The 18,133-nt window shown below is 45.9% G+C and carries 15 protein-coding genes; 7 read left to right on the plus strand and 8 right to left on the minus strand.

Going from position 1 to position 18,133, the window contains the following annotated elements; translation table 11 throughout:
- Positions 1-46: 46 nt before the first annotated feature.
- A complete protein-coding gene (locus ACMCM8_RS16360) occupies positions 47-1,294 on the minus strand; it encodes a multidrug effflux MFS transporter (RefSeq protein ID WP_412723648.1) in 1,248 nt (415 codons plus the stop codon).
- Between the two features lie 411 nt (positions 1,295-1,705).
- On the opposite strand from ACMCM8_RS16360, the gene ACMCM8_RS16365 reads away from it, so the two are divergent.
- Positions 1,706-3,538 carry an autotransporter assembly complex protein TamA gene (locus tag ACMCM8_RS16365; RefSeq protein WP_412723649.1) on the plus strand — a complete coding sequence of 611 codons (1,833 nt, stop codon included), beginning with the start codon at positions 1,706-1,708 and terminating at the stop codon, positions 3,536-3,538.
- Positions 3,535-7,257 carry a translocation/assembly module TamB domain-containing protein gene (locus ACMCM8_RS16370; RefSeq protein ID WP_412723650.1) on the plus strand — a complete coding sequence of 1,241 codons (3,723 nt, stop codon included), beginning with the start codon at positions 3,535-3,537 and terminating at the stop codon, positions 7,255-7,257. The genes ACMCM8_RS16365 and ACMCM8_RS16370 overlap by 4 nt, the downstream gene beginning before the upstream one ends.
- A gap of 18 nt (positions 7,258-7,275) precedes the next feature.
- On the opposite strand, the gene ACMCM8_RS16375 is transcribed toward ACMCM8_RS16370, so the two are convergent.
- Together ACMCM8_RS16375 and ACMCM8_RS16380 are read right to left on the minus strand one after the other, a co-directional pair.
- On the minus strand, positions 7,276-7,911 hold the full coding sequence (locus tag ACMCM8_RS16375) for a hypothetical protein (protein WP_412723651.1): 636 nt from the start codon (positions 7,909-7,911) through the stop codon (positions 7,276-7,278).
- A complete protein-coding gene (locus ACMCM8_RS16380; protein WP_412723652.1) occupies positions 7,904-8,410 on the minus strand; it encodes an RNA polymerase sigma factor in 507 nt (168 codons plus the stop codon). Before ACMCM8_RS16380 ends, ACMCM8_RS16375 begins: the two co-directional genes overlap by 8 nt.
- Before the next feature lie 200 nt (positions 8,411-8,610).
- Here ACMCM8_RS16380 and ACMCM8_RS16385 point away from each other — a divergent pair, with 200 nt between their 5' ends.
- On the plus strand, positions 8,611-8,886 hold the full coding sequence (locus ACMCM8_RS16385) for a hypothetical protein (RefSeq protein WP_412723653.1): 276 nt from the start codon (positions 8,611-8,613) through the stop codon (positions 8,884-8,886).
- Between the two features lie 60 nt (positions 8,887-8,946).
- Here ACMCM8_RS16385 and ACMCM8_RS16390 read toward each other — a convergent pair whose 3' ends face one another.
- The 4 genes from ACMCM8_RS16390 to proB form a co-directional block, all read right to left on the minus strand.
- On the minus strand, positions 8,947-9,849 hold the full coding sequence (locus ACMCM8_RS16390) for a DMT family transporter (protein WP_412723654.1): 903 nt from the start codon (positions 9,847-9,849) through the stop codon (positions 8,947-8,949).
- On the minus strand, positions 9,846-10,793 hold the full coding sequence (locus tag ACMCM8_RS16395) for a D-2-hydroxyacid dehydrogenase (RefSeq protein ID WP_412723655.1): 948 nt from the start codon (positions 10,791-10,793) through the stop codon (positions 9,846-9,848). The genes ACMCM8_RS16390 and ACMCM8_RS16395 overlap by 4 nt, the downstream gene beginning before the upstream one ends.
- Positions 10,790-11,227 carry an acyl-CoA thioesterase gene (locus tag ACMCM8_RS16400; RefSeq protein ID WP_412723656.1) on the minus strand — a complete coding sequence of 146 codons (438 nt, stop codon included), beginning with the start codon at positions 11,225-11,227 and terminating at the stop codon, positions 10,790-10,792. The genes ACMCM8_RS16395 and ACMCM8_RS16400 overlap by 4 nt, the downstream gene beginning before the upstream one ends.
- Positions 11,228-11,322: 95 nt before the next feature.
- Positions 11,323-12,420, minus strand: a complete 1,098-nt coding sequence (gene proB, locus ACMCM8_RS16405) for a glutamate 5-kinase (RefSeq protein ID WP_412723657.1) — start codon at positions 12,418-12,420, stop codon at positions 11,323-11,325.
- Between the two features lie 189 nt (positions 12,421-12,609).
- Here proB and ACMCM8_RS16410 point away from each other — a divergent pair, with 189 nt between their 5' ends.
- The 4 genes from ACMCM8_RS16410 (at position 12,610) to ACMCM8_RS16425 (ending at position 17,759) form a co-directional block, all read left to right on the plus strand.
- The gene (locus ACMCM8_RS16410; protein WP_412723658.1) at positions 12,610-15,090 is read left to right on the plus strand and encodes a M1 family metallopeptidase; all 2,481 of its coding nucleotides are present in this window, start codon (positions 12,610-12,612) and stop codon (positions 15,088-15,090) included.
- On the plus strand, positions 15,080-15,643 hold the full coding sequence (locus tag ACMCM8_RS16415) for a DUF6702 family protein (protein ID WP_412723659.1): 564 nt from the start codon (positions 15,080-15,082) through the stop codon (positions 15,641-15,643). The genes ACMCM8_RS16410 and ACMCM8_RS16415 overlap by 11 nt, the downstream gene beginning before the upstream one ends.
- A 235-nt stretch (positions 15,644-15,878) precedes the next feature.
- Complete coding sequence (locus ACMCM8_RS16420; RefSeq protein ID WP_412723660.1) at positions 15,879-16,295, plus strand: hypothetical protein; 417 nt, start codon at positions 15,879-15,881, stop codon at positions 16,293-16,295.
- Between the two features lie 129 nt (positions 16,296-16,424).
- Positions 16,425-17,759, plus strand: a complete 1,335-nt coding sequence (locus tag ACMCM8_RS16425; RefSeq protein ID WP_412723661.1) for an ABC1 kinase family protein — start codon at positions 16,425-16,427, stop codon at positions 17,757-17,759.
- 49 nt (positions 17,760-17,808) lie between these two features.
- On the opposite strand, the gene ACMCM8_RS16430 is transcribed toward ACMCM8_RS16425, so the two are convergent.
- On the minus strand, positions 17,809-18,117 hold the full coding sequence (locus ACMCM8_RS16430) for a DUF6482 family protein (RefSeq protein WP_412723662.1): 309 nt from the start codon (positions 18,115-18,117) through the stop codon (positions 17,809-17,811).
- Between the last annotated feature and the right edge of the window lie 16 nt (positions 18,118-18,133).

The following is an 18,133-nucleotide window of genomic DNA, read 5'->3' on the forward strand; positions in this document are numbered from 1 at the left end:
AGCCCTCTTGCCCGACCATTTTGGTCGGGCTTTTTTATTTGCAAAACTATTCACCACATTCGCGGACGCGCTCTGCGTAACGCACTGAAATGTAGGCTAACCCAAAAAATATCAAAAACCCAAACCCAATTGGCATTAAGTTTCCGTTTAAGAAGCTGTCTACGATCAGCGCGATTGGGACTGAAAAAAGGCTCGAAATTGAACCGATAATCGCCGCTCCCAAGCCGGCCATTTCGCCCAATGGTTGCATGGCCATAGCATTGAGGTTACCAAATAAGATCCCCACAAAGAAAAAGCCCACAAACATAACCGAGACGGTAAGAACAAGGGGAGGTAAGCCATCGTATGCATACAGTATGATCAAATACACCACGGCAAACGCATTAACCCCTTTGAGGGCAAAGCGACAAAGCTTGCGCATACCGAAGCGCATCACCATTTTACCGTTAAAATACGACGCCAAACCGATAGAAAAGGCCAAGGTCGCGAAGATATAGGGAAACCATTCACCCATGTCGTAAAACACAGTAAATATGGTTTGTGATGCGCTTAAGTAAGCTAAAAAGGCACCAAAGATACACCCCATTGCAAAGGTATAACCCATCACCTCAGGGTGAGTAAGAATAAAATGAGATGACTTAAAAAACTGTGCCCAGGAAAACCGCTTGCGCTTTACACGAGGCAGCGTTTCTCCTTGCCGTGAAAAGAACCAGATCCCCGCTAAGGTCGCGACCACCAGAAACAGGGTAAATATATGAAACCAAGAAAAAAGTTCCATTACAGTCTGCCCTATCATTGGCGCTAACATGGGGACGAGTATAAACACCATCATAATAAAAGACATGACCTTCGCCATGGCATCACCCACATACAGATCGCGTATGATTGCCATAGAGGCAATGCGCGGCCCAGACACCCCAAAGGCTTGAATAATTCGCCCTACCAACATGGTTTCCAAATTTGTAGCCAACATGCACACAAAAGTACCGAGAGCAAAAATACACAGACCGACTAAAATAGTTAATCGTCGACCCCGGCTATCCGCAAATGGGCCAAAGAACATTTGTCCAAACGCCATACCAACAAAAAATACTGTTACGATTAAATGGGTATCATGAGCCTGTGCAACGTTTAACGCCGTACCAATTTGAATGAGTGCGGGTAACATAGCGTCAATGCTCAACGCCACTAGCGACGTCATGGTTGCCATTAACGCAACAAATTCTGCTAGGCCAAGTACGGGCTTCTGTACTACTGCGGTATCCTCAGATACGCCATTAGATGTCTGGGGCATAAAGTCTCAAATTTGAATAGAATGGGGACGTTAACACGCGCAACGTAAGCGTGCTCTGCAGTATACCTTAAGTGTGGTTAAAAAGCCGCCAGCATCGACTCATCTTATCGTGAATACTGGCATCTTTAACGGCTAATCTATTAAATTAGTAGTTTGTGGAACTAAGACAACGCGTTAGCCTCAAAGGTTTAACGCAATGGGCGATTGGAGTAAACAATGTCAGACTTCATTATTTAAGCGCTCTTAGTATGAACATGCCGCTGCCAAAAAATAGTGCAATTATCTGATCTCTCATCGAACTTTGAGGATACAAATTGCAAATGTGGTATTATTAACCACATGCATAATATGGACTTTACCGTAACAAGGTAGTCGTTTAGCCCAGCGTAATCTTAAGGATTTTGCCTTTACATGCCTTCATTTTGGCTCAGGCTTGCCAGTGTGCAAGGCCTTATTTTTTTCCAATTTAATTTGCATCTTTCGAAAGCTGCCCTTGCTCTGGCATTTGGGTGCCTGACTGCGTCTGCGATTTGCTCCCACGCTTATGCCCAGGGCCCAATCTCTTACAACATACAAGGCGTTGAGCAAGATAAATTACTCAACAACATTCGACTTCACCTAAAAAGCCTGGATGTCGAAAAAGCGTTACTTACCGATCCCTACTGGCAAGACGAGGTTGGTGAGACCGTGGCAAAAGCTGTACAACCCTATGGGTATTACAATAGTGAAACCAAGATCAGCATTGAAGAAGGTGACAAAGTCACAGTATATGTAACGTTAAATACCCCTCTAACGATTAATAAGGTGACCCGGGAAATTATCGGAGCTGGTCGGGAAGACAAGGCCTTTAGAGAGCGCTTCAATGCCCTTAAACTCAAAGAAGGAGACGTGCTTGACCAAACCATATACGAATCCTTTAAATCCTCTATGTTTAACTACGCACTGTCCAATGGCTATTTCGACTACTATTGGCAGGCGACTCGACTCGATTTAGTTCGAGAGGTGAAACAAGCGAATGTATTGTTGATTGCGCAAAGTGGCCCTCAGTATCAGTTCGGTGAATTGAAAATTATCGGAGACGATAAGTCAAAAGCCCTCATCGAGCGTCTAAAGCCGTTTAAAACTGGCGATGCGTACTCATCGGCAGTCTTAGCCGACTTTAATCGCAGCTTGAATCAATCTGGTTACTTCACCCGCGTCATTGCGCGCCCTGTAGTAAGCGAAGCTGATAATTTACAGGTACCTGTTGAAGTGTCGTTATTACATCGCCCTAGAGACGCCTTTAACGCTTCATTAGGTGCTGCCACAGATACGGGTCCGCGAATTCGTCTTGGCTGGGAACGTCCATGGGTAAATAACCGCGGGCACTCAGTGTCATCTGACATATTCATTTCTTCGCCAGAACAATCAGTAACCGCTGACTACCGTATTCCGATGAAAAATATTACCCGCGACTACGCCAGTATCGAAGCGGGTTATCAGTTTATCGAATACAGCAACACGTCTTTTCAAAGTGAAACCTTGTCGCTCTCTGGACATAGATACTGGCAAAACGACACCTCTCCGTGGCAACACGATGGCTCAGTTACCTATTTGCGGGAAACATACGACCAAGGTTATTTGAGCAGCAATACCACTTCAATGGTGTTACCCGGTTATTCCATTACATTCCGTGAAAAAGACGGTGAGTTGAACATAAATAACGGCAGCTATATTCAACTTCTCGGCCAGGTGGGTAAGGAAGGATTTGGCTCTGACATCGATTTTGCTAAGGCCGTGCTGGAAGCCATGTATATCCGCACCTTTGGCGATAAACATCGTATCTCGCTTCGCGGAGAACTTGGCGCAATCAAAACCAATAGCTTTGATGAGGTACCTACGTCACTGCGCTTTTACGCTGGCGGCGATAAAAGTGTAAGAGGGTTTGAGTTTCGAGAAATATCGCCCACCGCGGAAGTCATCTCCCCAGACACAGGCGAACTGGATATTGACTCGATTGGCGGAAAATACCTCGTTACTTCTAGCGTAGAGTACGCTTATCGATTTGCCGACAACTGGCGTGTGGCAGCGTTTATCGACGCAGGAACAGCGACGAATGAACTGAGTACTACCTTAACCTACAGTATTGGACCAGGCTTACACTGGTTATCGCCTATTGGACCAGTCAGGTTTTACCTAGCCAGAGGCTTTGCCCCCGATGATAGAACCTTTCAATTTCATCTTATGTTAGGGCCTGAGCTATGAGGAAACGCACGGTTTCAGCCATTTTGCTTTCACCGGTATTTATACTGGTGGCTATTTATGCTGTGCTGATCAGTCCACTAGGTGGACCCGCGATTAAAGTTGTGGCAAACGCCTTCGTGCCGGGGTTATCTATTGACAAAATTGAAGGCAGTTTTGCAGATACACTGGATATAACCCAATTACATTGGCAAAACCCTCAGTGGGAAGTGACGGCTCAACACCTCTATATTGACGTGACATGGCGCTGTTTTTTTGAACCTAGGGTGTGTGTTAACGATGCTTCCTTAGATAATGCCTCTATTGTGCAACTTGCTACAAGCCCTGACAGCGAGCCTACGCCTTCTTCAGCACAAGTGGTACTTCCTTTACCGATTGAAGTCACCTATTTATCACTTAGCCAAATCCGTGTTGAGTTATTAACTACCACTGTAACTATTGAGGCCCTAGAGCTCTCTGACTTTTTCGGAAGTGATAAGTTAGTATTGGAAGATCTGGCGCTTAAAGGGTTGACCATAGCATTGCCTGACACGCAGAACAGTGTGTCCAATGCGCAAACCAGCCAACAGACCGCGACAACGCTGCCCACTTCCTATTCACTGAGCTATGAAGTACCCAATCTACCTCACATTACTACGCCCATTCCCCTTACACTAGGCAACTTACTGATTGAAGATTTCACTTTTATTCAGGGCAGCAGTAAGCAACACCTAGCCACTATTTCACTGTTGGATTCCCAATTTAAAGGGCATGGGGTCAAAGTGGATCAATTCGCCTTGACGCGAAAGGACGGTGAGCTAAAAGGGGGCGGAAAAGTAACCTTAAAAGACAACTACCCACTTTCACTCAACCTCAATGCGAGAACACAGGTTGAAGAACGGGAACAACAGATAAGCGTTCGCGCCAAAGGTGCGCTGGATGCACTGGAAATTTCGCTTGAGGCCCAAGGTGCCGTCAACGCCAATGCTAGCCTTTCAGCTGACATACTGAATACTGCGCTACCCCTTCAGTTTAACGCTACCTGGAAAGAACAACCCATTCCGACTATGTCGTCTGCCGTTTTAAAAGCTGGCTCGCTTTCCCTTACAGGTGTGATGGGCGATTATCATCTGACAGGCTTTGGTGCGGCGACACTTCCTGATATTGGCAATATTCCCGTCTCACTGGACGTGGTACTTAAAAAACACAATATCTATGTGAATGAGGCCAATATAGAGGCTTTAGAGGGACAACTTACTAATACGGGTACCCTATACCTCAATGAAGTGATTGCATGGGAAGGAAAGACCACATTAACCGGTGTTTCCGCTAAGCAATTCAGTAAATACGCTCCTACTGAACTGCATGGCGAAATAGACAGCATATTGCAATATTCTCAACGCAAAGGCTTAAATATGAGTCTTCGCAACCTCAATCTTTCCGGCTTACTTCAGGAAAAACCTTTTCAGGTAACCGGCAGTGCCGTTTATGCTGGCCCCAGTGATCTGCTCGTTACCAATATAAACATTAAGCAAGAACAGAACGCTATTCGCGCTGTAGCCCAGGTACTCAATAAGCGACATTTAAATGCCGATATAAATATTAACGCTACCGCGATCGAAAACATGTACCCAGAAATATCTGGGGCCATAACAGGAAATATTAAGGCTGTCGGCCCTTGGCAGAATCCCACTGCAACAGGGCAGTTAAGTATAGATAACATTTCTGTGTCGCCTAAATTGTCCTTACAAGCAGCGCAATACGGCCCGATTAATGGTGATATAACAATGAAGGGCGCCTTCGATGATCACAGTGCCACCATTAACCTCGCCATTCCTGATAACACCCTCTCGCTACAGCTCAATGGGGCATGGGAAAAACGTCACTGGAAGGGCACCATCAGTGATACCAAATTAAAATTGGCGAATATGCACTGGACGCTATCTAGCCCCTTTTCTCTGGATATAGGTACAGACCCCATAACGGCAAATATCACCGCCCATTGCTGGACATCAAGAAGAGAAGGAGAGCTGTGTGTTTCAAATATTAATTACCAACAAGCACTTGCCAGTTGGGATGTGAAAGCCTCTTCATTACCTGTTGGACTGTGGGCTCACGAGATTGTCCCCCACATAATCTCAGCCCCCTCAGAAGCCACGTTAACAATTAACACAAAAGGGAGTTATTCCACTAGCGATCCTATTGATGCCACATTTACCGCCTCGCTCAGTTCAGCGACCTGGCAATTAAGTGACTCACGGCCTTTTAACTTAACCATTAACTCCATTGAAACTGAAGGTAAAATTAAACAAGGTGCCCTGTCCTCGACATCCCTTATCATCAGTGAAGATATTGGTGATGCGACATTAATCTTTAATACCCGCCCACTAGATGAGCGCAAACCGCTAGACGGGCGTTTAATCATGCGCGATCTGGATGTTGCCCCCTTTAAACCACTATCACCGGCCATACGCACCCTAACAGGAGTGCTAAATGGCGATATTACCTTGCAAGGCTACCTTGACGAGCCATCCTTATCCGGTGAACTAACCATTACAAACGGCGCCATTGATATTCAAGATACGCCTGTCACGTTAGCTGACTGGAATCAAACGGTGACACTCGATCACCAAACTGCCCAATTAGAAGGTAGTTTTGTGTTAGGGGGCGGTGAAGGTACGCTGAGTGGCAACTTAAATTGGTCGTCTACGCCAAGTGCTAATTTTACCCTTAGAGGTAATGCATTTGAGGTGAGACAACCCAACGTAAGATTGCGCCTTTCACCCAATATAGATATTGCTGCGACCAAAGAGCGTGTAGATGTCACTGGCGATATCAATATTCCCTGGGCACGGATTGAAATAGAATCGCTCCCTGAAAGTGCCGTATCGCCGTCAAAAGATGTGCATTTGCGAGGTGAACCAGACAGAGAAGAGCCGCTAGATATTATTCACGCCTCGGTTATGGTGTATATCGATAAGGCCAAGACACAAGATGTGAAACTGGATGCATTTGGTCTGACTGCTAGCCTGCACGGGGGCATTCAGGTAAATACTCAGCCAGCACTGGTAGGCTATGGCGATCTGCAAATATTAAATGGCCGCTACAGTGCCTATGGGCAACAGCTCATTATTCAAACCGGTGAAGTGCAATTCAACGGGCCAATCGATCAGCCACTTTTATTAGTTGAAGCCATCCGAGACCCAGCTAAAACGGATGACGATGTTATTGCCGGTATTCGCATTGATGGTCCTGCGGATTCCCCCAGTATTAACTTATTTTCCAAGCCCGCCATGGATCAACAAGGGGTATTGTCCTACTTGCTAACAGGTTCAGGGCCAAATTCAGGTACGCAAGACCCCAACTATGCCGGCTTGTTACTTGGATTTGGCTTATCTAATACCAAAACACTGACAGGCCAGGTAGGTGACGCATTAGGCATTGACGATTTTAGTTTAAGTACTAATGAGAATATGCTGTCTGTTACCGGGCAAATAAACGAACGCTTGTCTGTTGAATACAATGTGGATGTGGGTTTGAGTAACAACGATGCCAATAGCACCTTGCGGCGACGACAATTACCCCCAGATCTGGCGCTCAAGTACCAGTTGTTACCCAGTTTATATTTAGAAGCCATTCAGACAACCCTAGAAGACCAGTCGGAATTTGCTTTAGATCTCTATTACGAATTCTTTTTAGGTGATAACAGGGACAAGGACGAAGAAGAGGATGACACAGAATAGTCAGCAAACGAGGTAGGGTTAACTACCTCTGTTTTCTTCCATTTCTATCAATGTCTGTAATTGGCGTTCGAAGCGCTGTTGTCTCTTATGTGCCCAAACGAACCAAATGAGCATTCCAACACTAATCGCGCTCATCACTGCGCCCATTCGCAGCAGTTTCTCAAGTGCCACTTCGCCAGAAAAATAGCGCTCAAGTAAAAACACTATAAAAAATGGAATGACAATCAGTGCCGAGTACTTGTTCAAGCGGGCTATTTTGACATTGTTGCGAATTTGCTTGGTGAATTGTTGTAGATAGTCGAGCGTGTGTGACTCTTTTTTGCTAAACGCTGCAACCCGGCGAAGCCATAACTGGTAGGCCAAGAAGGGAAGAGCAAAAATAAATACAATAACTTGAATGACCTGAGCGGCAAAAGACAGTCTATCCCAAAACGTGATCAACATATAAACAGCGGGGATAAAGGGCAATAAATCGATAACAATATACAGACGCTGCTTTTTTTGTTCGCTGTAAAAACTCTTTTTCACGGCATCTATATCGATAGGACTAACCGACTGGGTCTGCCATAGCATGGCTAGATCATTACCTTGTTGCAATTCGTTATCCTTGTGATGTTGATCAGCCTGACCGCAATCGTTTTCTTGCTTATTCATGAGGTGTCTCCTGCATGATAGTTTGTTTAGCGCGCTTTAAAATCACCCCCACGTGGTTACGCGTTAATCCGCATACTTCGGCAATTTCGTCGTAGCTTAACCCTTCTAACGAAAGCGTAAGTACCTGCCGAGGTTGTAGAGGTAAGGCACGAACGGCCTTAAGTAACCGCGAAAGTGATTGCTGTTGACTCGAGACCAATTCAGGAGAATGACTTTCACTCGACATCTGCTCATTGTGCTCCGTCACCTCATCATATTGATGTGTATCCACACGCTTTACTTGACTGGCCACGTGAGTCACAGCTCGGTTGTGTGCTATTCGTAAAATATAGGTTTTCACACTGCTATCACCTTTAAAACGGGACAACCCTTGCCACACGGCTATCGCTATCTCTTGTAGAAGTTCTTGCTGTAACGCGTAATTGGCTTCATAACTGTTGGCTACACGACTTAATAGCGCACCGTATTGTGAGAAAACCTCTTCAAACCCCTGCCCCAAAATGTAATCCCTAAACCTAAAATTGTTTTTATTTTACAAGCTATTAAAACTGCATTCGCTAACTTTAGTCACGACTTTGATTGTTTTATTACACATTTTTTTAAAAATTTGTGTAATTAATTTTTCTAACCACAGACTAGACATAGGCAAGCGTGATAACACACGCCATAACCCCACTTTACAAATTGAGAGGAAACATTATGTCTACTTTAAGTCTTTTTCTATTGATTGGCGGCATAACTTCTGTCGCGCTGTTAGCTAGCTATTTAGACGCTAAATTTCAATGGCGACTCAATGACTGGATGAATGGAAGTTGCAGTAACCCGTTCATAAGAAGTGAAACCGATCAGCAGCAACGACGTTTAAAGGAAAAGGACGAAAAAATTGAACAGCTGATGGCGAGAATAGAAACCTTAGAAGCCATTGTGACTGAGCCTGCTTATGAGTTGAACAAAAAGATTAATGCACTTAAATAACTGCTTTAAGTAAGGGATGTTAAGGGATTTGTTCAACGGGTATTATAGCGATAAAAATGCTTAAACCGGGGTCGATGGGCGACGCATAAACCTGGGGATTTTTCCCATGGCAATAGCGTTGCCTATCAAAACAATCACCACGCCTATGACTGACAACAGCGACCAGGTGTAGCCTTCAAAAAATGTCGAAATAACCAACGCGACCATTGGGTAAACCAATACCACATAGGCCGCTTTGTCGGCGCCCATTTGCTTGAGTAACTTCATGTAGGCTCCAAAAGCAAACACTGACCCAAATAGTGCCAGGTATAATAGCGAGAGGTAAAATTCTGTACTGGTAGGGATAATCAGTTCCCCAGGCAACAATAAAGAAGTGATAAATAGCAGTATCATTGCGTAACTCATGGCGTAGAAATTCATTTGAATAACCGGTGTCCCCAGTGACAAAACGCGCTCTGAAATCACATTGCCCGTAGAGGCACAAAAAAAGCTCACAAAGGCGATGGCAAGCCCCATGGCAAGGGCTGCATCCATAGACACCTTGGAAAATTCCGGCACAAATAAACATATGATGCCAACTAAGCCAAAGGTTGCTCCCAATACCACCTCTTTGCGGATTGGCTCGCTTAACCACCAGCGTCGCAGCACCACATTGATATAAATAATGCATGAACTCATCAGGGCCAGTAAGGCACTAATAATATGCGCCTGAGCGAGGTAAAGCAGCGTGTAATTTAAGCTGTAAAGAAATAAACCTACGGCTGCCATTTTTACGTGAATATGCAAGGGGAAGTGAAGTGGCAAACGCCTTATCACGCAATACCCACCCAAACATAGCGAGGCGAGCAAATAGCGCAATGCAATGGCAAAGGTTTCTGAGGTGTGGCCAATTTGGTAAGTAATGGCAATCCATGTCGAACCCCAAATTAAGCAGCATAAGGTAAATAACGTCGCGTTGTTCATAAGGCAGTTGTGTCAAGAAACGCCGCTAAATGAGCGACTGACCTATTCAAAAGTGTTTGTCTCGCCTGTTTACCGATCCACGCATTGTGAGGCGTAATCAGTAAGTTAGGTAAGGTATGCTTCAGCAGGATGTGATCACAAGGAGGCGGCTCCTGACTCAGCACATCTAAGCCTGCGCCGGCAATACGCTGGCTAGCTAACGCCTCATATAAAGCCTGTTCATCTATCAGGCCGCCGCGGGCAGTATTTAACAAAAAGCAGGTCGGTTTCATCAACGCCAAGGTATCTGCGTTAATTAATTTGTCGGTATCTGCTGTAAGTGGGCAGTGCAAACTCACCACATCGGCATCCGGTAAAAGAGAGGTAAGCGATGGGCGAGGGTCGTCGGCCTTGCCGGGGCGTGCAGCAATTGTCACTCGCATACCTAGCGCTTTAAATAACCCCTCAACCCGTTTGCCAAGCTCGCCGTGCCCTACAATCACTGCGTGTTTCCCAGCCAGTTCCATCACAGGGTGATTTAACAAGCAAAATTGAGGAGATGACGCCCACGCACCTTGTGCCACATCACGACGATACTGCACAAAATTGGTAGCAAGATTTAGCAGCAGCATTAATGTATGTTGAGCCACACTGTCTGTACCGTAAGCTTCGACATTTTTGACCGTAATACCGCTATCACGACAATAAGCAAGGTCGATGTTGTTCATCCCCGTAGCAGTGACACCAATATACTGTAAGCGAGGTACTGTCGATAACACCTTGGCACTTAATATAACCTTATTCACCAAGACCCCGTCTGCATCTTTTAAGCGCTCTGCCAGTTGCTGTTCAGATGTGTGCGGATATAGGCGAATATTGGCGTTAAGTGCCTTTAGCTCACGGGTATCCAGGGTGGGTAAATCAAGGGTATCAGCATCTAAAAAAACAATATTTTTCAGCGTCATAACGCTTCACAGATCGATTCTAGTGCGGCTTTGATCGAGGCCGGAATGGGAATGGCTTTGTCCGTTTTTCTATCGACAAACACATGCACAAATTGCCCGTGCGCCACCCGGCGCTTGTTTTCCCCTGCGTAAACCGATAATCCGTACGTCACTGAGCTTCGACCTATTTTAATCACCCGCAACCCGACGAATATGTCTTCTGGATAGGCTGCTGGAGCAATGTACTGACACTGGCTACTCACCACATAAGCGACCGACTGACCATGGTGAATATCTAACCCACCTTCTTCTATAAGAAAGCGATTGACCGCGGTATCAAAAAAGCCGTAATACACCACGTTGTTTATATGTCCATAGGCATCGTTATCTTGCCATCGACTGGCAATAGTAACGTGATAGGGGTAATCGGCTAATGTCGGCGTTATATCAGTCATGTGCATCCTCATCATTATAACTGGCTTCGCCATTCGTCTTTAATAAACTGGGCTAACCAAGTGAGTAAGTACTTGCAGACAGGTGAGCTCAAGTACTAGAGGAGCACCATGTCATCGCGGTGCACCACCACCTCTGCAGTTTCATAACCTAACACACTGGCGATATCTTTCGACTTTTTCCCTTTTATGAGGCATAAGTCCTTTTTGTTATACAAGCTCAGGCCTTTGGCTATAACGCGACCGTCGTTAATAATTTCAACTGCATCGCCCTGCGCAAAATTGCCCTCTATGTGTGTCACGCCCGAAGGCAACAAAGAGGCGCCTTTTAGCACCAAGGCGTCTTTTGCTCCTGCATCCACTTCAATGCGTCCAGCGGTTCTCAAGGTATGGGTGAGCCAAAGCCGTTTGGCACTGGCCGGGGTACTATTGGCATTGAACAGTGTGCCGGGCACTTTTCCTTCTAACAATGCGTCAAAGGTCTCGCCTTTTCTGCCATTAACAATAAGGGTTTGAATACCACTACTGGTGCACTTGTCTGCTGCTTCTATCTTGGTTCGCATGCCACCAGTCCCTAAGGTTGTACCTGCACCACCTGCCAAGTCATATATGGATTTATCAATCTTAGTGACTTGAGGGATAAGGGTAGCTCGGCTGTCTTTGCGAGGGTCTGCGGTAAATAGCCCATCAATATCTGAACAGATAATAAGTGTGTCGGCCTGAGCCACTAACGCGGTATACGCACCCAAGTTGTCATTGTCTCCCACTTTTAGCTCGTTCACTGCCACCGTGTCGTTTTCATTCACAATCGGCAGTGCATGGTGATTGAGAATTTCACGCAGCGTGTTTTTGATATTGACGTAGCGGGTTCGGTCTCTCAGATCGTCAGCTGTAAGCAATACCTGAGCACAGGGAAAATCGAAAAAGCGCTGCCAGTTGGCCATCATCAAGTTTTGCCCTATCGCGGCCATAGCTTGCTTTTCCGCAATGGAGGCATTGTGGCGTACTTTTACTTTACTTCTTCCTGCTGCCACGCTGCCAGAGGAGACAACAATAATTTCTTTCCCCGCCTCGCGACTAGCGGTGATAAAACGGGCAAGTGAAAGTAAATAACGTCCACTGCACTCATCCCCGTCCGGTGCGATAAGGGCACTGCCAACTTTGATAACGGCGCGTTGCCAAGAAAAACGATTCATAATGGGAAGAAAAAAGAAAACAAGAGGTTAAGAATACGACAGTTAAAACCAGAAACAAAACCTTCTGTTACAGTTTTTTGCGTTAAAACAAGGTTAGTTTACGGTCAAAAACTGGATTCATTTGGTCAGCCTTATATACTATGGCCGCAAATTTATAATTATTACATTTACACGTCCCAAGGAACCTGCATGAGCACCGCAAAACGACATCTTTTCTGGCTTGCGCCAGTGTTGTCTATGCTGATTACTCTTCCAAGTGCTAACGCCGCCATTAAACAAACTAAAGGCGACTTTGAAGATAAATTTCGTCAGCTAGATGAAGTTTTACCCACGCCAAATGTTTACCGCAACGCCGCCGGTGAGCCGGGTCATCAGTATTGGCAGCAACAAGTAGATTACGACATCGACGTAAAACTACTTGAAGACAAGCGCCGTATCGAAGCAAAAGAAACGATTACTTATCACAACAATTCACCGGATACGCTTAAGTATTTGTGGATCCAATTAGATCAAAACAAATTCCGCGACGACTCCATGTCAGCCCTTACCACCACATTTGGTGGCATTGGCAACCGCGGTCCGGGTACGCAGGCAGCCAGTGGCGATGCCCCTGCCAAACTAAGTATGGGCGCACTTAGACGTCAGCAGTTTGTTGACGACAACGAATTGGGTTACACCATTTCCCGTGTTGAAGATAAAGCAGGCAATGACTTACGTCATACTGTGGTGGGCACGCTAATGCGTGTCGATCTTGCAAAGCCTCTTAAGCCGGGTAACAAGGTTACTTTCGACATCGACTTTGCTTTTAATATTGTCGAAGAAGATGCAGTATCAGCCCGCGCAGGTTACGAGCACTTCCCCGATGACGAACGCGAAGGTGGCAACGACATCTTCTTGTTAGCGCAATGGTTCCCGCGTTTAGCCGCGTATACTGACTATGAAGCGTGGACCAATAAAGAGTTTATCGGCCGCGGTGAGTTCACGTTAGAATTCGGTAATTACGAAGTGGATATTACCGTTCCTGCTGACCACATCGTATCGTCAACTGGTGTACTGCAAAATCCGAAAGACGTGCTAACCAAAACACAGCGCGACCGTCTGAAAAAAGCAGAAACTGCCGACCGCATCGTGTTCATTGTTTCTCCAGAAGAAGCGATTGAAAACGAAAAAGAAGGCACCTCTAAGCTTAAGACTTGGACGTTCAAGGCAGACAACGTGCGCGATTTCGCCTGGGCTTCTTCGCGTAAATTCGCCTGGGATGCGCGTGGCTACCAGCAAGGTGGCGACACACAGCCACTGGTGATGGCCATGTCTTTCTACCCCAAAGAAGGGGGCGAGCTATGGCAAAAATATTCAACTGAGTCGATTATCCATACGATGGATGTGTATAGCCGTTTCAGCTTTGATTACCCCTACCCAGTAGCACAATCAGTAAATGGTCCGGTTGGCGGCATGGAATACCCCATGATCACCTTTAACGGCCCGCGTACAGAATTGCGTGATGACGGTTCACGTACTTACTCACTTGCTGAAAAACGCTTCCTCATTGGCGTGGTGATCCACGAAGTGGGACACATCTATTTCCCAATGACAGTAAACTCTGACGAGCGTCAATGGACATGGATGGATGAAGGTCTAAACAGCTTCTTGGACGGCGTTGCGGGTCGCGAATGGGATCCAACAATCCCATGGGGAGTAGAGCCACGTGATGTTGTAGGCTACATGAAGTCTCAGACGCAGGTGCCTATTATGACACAGTCTGACTCGGTACTTCGCCTTGGTCCAAATGCTTACACCAAGCCAGCCGTGGCGCTGAACATTCTTCGTGAAACCATTCTCGGCCGTGAGCTATTTGACTTTGCGTTTAAAGAATACGCGCAACGTTGGATGTTTAAACGCCCAACGCCTTCTGATTTCTTCCGCACAATGGAAGAAGCCTCAGGGGTTGATCTGGATTGGTTCTGGCGCGGTTGGTTCTATACCACAGACCATGTAGACATTAGCTTAGACAGCGTGTACAAGCTGCGTTTAGATACAGAAGATCCTGATATCGATTTCGCCCGCGAACGCGACGCTGAAATGGAGAAGCCTAAGTCACTTACCGATATTCGCAATAACGAAGAAGGTAAAAAGCTTTGGGTAGACCGCTTCGAAGATATCAATGACTTCTACGACGAAAACGATCGTTACACCGTAACTAACAAAGAGCGCAACAAGTACAAGAAGTTCTTAAAAGATCTCGAGCCTTGGGAGCGCACAGCGTTTGAACGTGCGGTAAAAGAAGACAAAAACTACTACGTGCTAGATTTTAGCAACAAAGGTGGTTTGGTCATGCCAATCATTATCGAGTTGTCATTTGAAGATGGCACAAAAGAAGAAGTGCGCATTCCTGCGGAAATTTGGCGTCGTACGCCTAAAGCAGTGAGCAAGCTGATTGTGACTGACAAAGACAAAGAGTTGGTTAGCGTAACGGTTGACCCACACTGGGAAACCGCTGACGTAGATGTGGAAAACAACCACTATCCTCGTCGTATCATCCCTTCTCGCATTGAAGCGTATAAGAACAAGCCGCGTAACACCTATGAGTATCGCGACTTAATGCACGATTCAAAAACAGAACTGGATGAAGATAAAGACGACGAAGAGGAAGAAGGTAAAGATGACAACTAAGTCGTTTTTATCTCGCTTACAGCAGAGCACACGTGCTCTGCTTGTAAGTGCCGTGGTAATACTGAGTGGTGTTTCATCACTGACCTATAGCCCTGTTTCATACGGACACCAGATTAAAGCCGCCATCACCACGGTGTTATTTAATCAACGCACCCAAAACATTGAAGTTATGCATCGCTTTAATTTGCACGATGCAGAGCATGCCGTGAAAGCACTGTTTGATAAGCACGCCGATATTATGGGTGACGTTGCAACCCAACAAGCTTTTGCCGATTACGTCGCCAAGCACTTTGCCATTTTAAATAGCAATGCTCAGCCGCTTGAGCTTGCTAAAGTTGGCTTTGAGCTGGAAGGCAAACACTTCTGGGTATATCAGGAAACGGCTGAGCCACCGGTGTTAGAAGGGCTTAAAATACGCCATGATGCACTGCGGGATTTGTGGCCCGATCAGGTCAATACACTTAATGTGGAAGGCAAAGGTGACATCAAAACACTGACTTTCTCAGACAGTGTCAATTTACTTGAAGTGAGCTTTTCCAATAATCATCACTAGTTTGCACACTCGTCGCTAAACAAACAAAGCCTGTAACGTCTTTAAGATGTTACAGGCTTTTTACTCCCTATCTCGCTGTTATCCCTTCAATACGAGAAACCGCCTTTACACACCTGAGACCGAAGTCTTATAGTGTTTTAATAGTTCATCTATTACCTTAAACTAGGGGTTATTGATCGTTGGTATACAGTAAAGATCAGCCCCCTAAGGATAATTATCAACCAAAGGTTCTATTATGAGTAACGGCGCCACTGACGCATTAGCGAGTGATTCAGACAAAAGCAAAATCTCGCATAAGGGCAGGCAAGACCGCAAGAAGCGCGCAGCAATCGCTGAGGCGCGTAAAGCCGAAGCCGCAGATCTTAGCGACAATAGCAAGGCCGAGCCAGCCAAAAAAGTAAGTGGTTTTGCTGATAAAAAGAATATCATGTGGGTTATTTTAAGTGGTGCAATGGCCCTTACCTTTGTGGTGATGTTGTTTCTTCCTGACTCAGGTATGGGGACTGGCTTAGTGTCCACATACTCAGCCATGCTATGGTGTGGCTTTTTCGGTGGCGCTTTGTGGCGATATCGCGAGGCTAACGGCTGGGCAGGCTTTGCTTACGGCAGTGTAGTGGGCTTACTGATACAGTTCGCATCTCAATTCGTTTAATACGCTAACACCTTTTTACGGAAGCATATTTACGAGTAGGTAATCGTCTTTAGCTCATTTGTCGTATAGTGTTTTATACCGCTATTTCACATTGAGATAGTGTTGACCTAACGACACAAGAGAGAGCGAATGCCAACTCGACCTACTTCACGCAATTCTAAAGCCATTCCATCCTCTCGACTTTCACGCATGGGGAGGTTGGGTGCACTGGCCACAAAAGTTGCCGGCAATGTGGTCACTCAAGGCGCCGGGCAGTTACTTAAAGGCGAAATGCCCGCACTGTCCTCATTATTACTCACACCTAAAAACATTACTCACATTGCCGATCAACTGGCCAGTATGCGTGGTGCTGCTATGAAATTAGGGCAGCTTATATCCATGGATGCGGGTGACCTTCTCCCCCCTGAACTCGCCGCCATTTTAGGTAGATTGCGAGAAGACGCCGACCCCATGCCTAAGTCGCAGGTTATCGAGGTTTTAGATACCGCTTGGGGGGTAAATTGGCAACAAGAATTGCTTTATTTTTCTTTTGCACCAGTGGCCGCAGCCTCCATAGGGCAAGTGCACAAGGCCATAACGTTAGACGGTAAAATGCTTGCCATCAAAGTGCAGTACCCGGGTATAAGCAAAAGTATCGACAGCGATGTCGACAATGTTGCTACCCTCATTAAACTTACTGGATTGTTACCAAAGTCACTCGATATAGCACCACTGTTAAGCGAAGCAAAAAAGCAACTTCATCAGGAAACAGATTACGAACGAGAAGCGGTCATGCTAACGCAATATCGCGAAAAATTGTTTGCGTCACAGGCCAAACCGTACTTTATCGTACCTGAAATTTACGCGCCGCTAAGTACCCGCACAGTACTTGCTATGGACTATATTGAAGCCGCTGATTTAGATAGCTTACTTGACGCACCTCAAGCGATTAAAGATGAATTAATGACAGCCTTGATGTCACTCTTTTTTCGTGAGGTATTCGATTTCCAGTTGTTACAAAGCGATCCGAACTTAGCTAACTACAAATACAACAGTGAAACCCAACAGCTCGTTTTACTCGACTTCGGCGCCACCCGCGAAGTGCCCGACGACATTGCACATCTCTACAAAGCCATGCTCATTAGTGCGGCCCAGTACGATAGAAGTAAAATGCAACAAACGGCCTTAAAAATTGGGTTAATTGACGACAGCCATACGCCTGCACAAATAGAAGCGGTGGTGGATATTGGTATGGAAGCCTGTGAGGCTATTCGCTGTGAAGGCGCCTATGACTTTGGTGAAAGTGACCTGATCATCCGGTTACAAGACAAAGGCATGGCACTGACTACCGAGCACGATTTTTGGCATACCCCACCCATAGATGCCTTATTTATCCACCGAAAACTCGGTGGCTTATTTCTACTCGCGAAGCGTTTAGGCGCCAAAGTGGACATGCGAGTAGCTGCCCGTGATTGGCTTGATTGAAGGTAAGACACGACATAAGAACTTGCGTTAAAACTGGTTCAATATGTCTTTAATAAGGCAATGCCATGCTAAACGGCAGTGCCATTTGCTGGGCACTTTTGGGTGGGTTACCAATCATTTCATCGTACGGGGTATCGTGTTTCATCACAGCTTTTTGTACCGTGCAATGGGCAAACGCTTCTCGAATATGCCCAGCACTAAAAAAGCGCATGGGTTTATCATGCTTGTCATACACCATGGCGCTTTTAGTACCAATAGAGAGATAAACTAAATACACATTCATCTCATAGGATTGCACTTCCAGATACGTAATCAGCGTGGGTTTGTCTTGAATGTCATGAAAATAGAATTTATGCATTAGTACCTCGCAGTGT

It is taken from the genome of Alteromonas sp. D210916BOD_24, from assembly GCF_047159385.1.
In the GTDB taxonomy this organism is placed as follows: domain Bacteria; phylum Pseudomonadota; class Gammaproteobacteria; order Enterobacterales; family Alteromonadaceae; genus Alteromonas.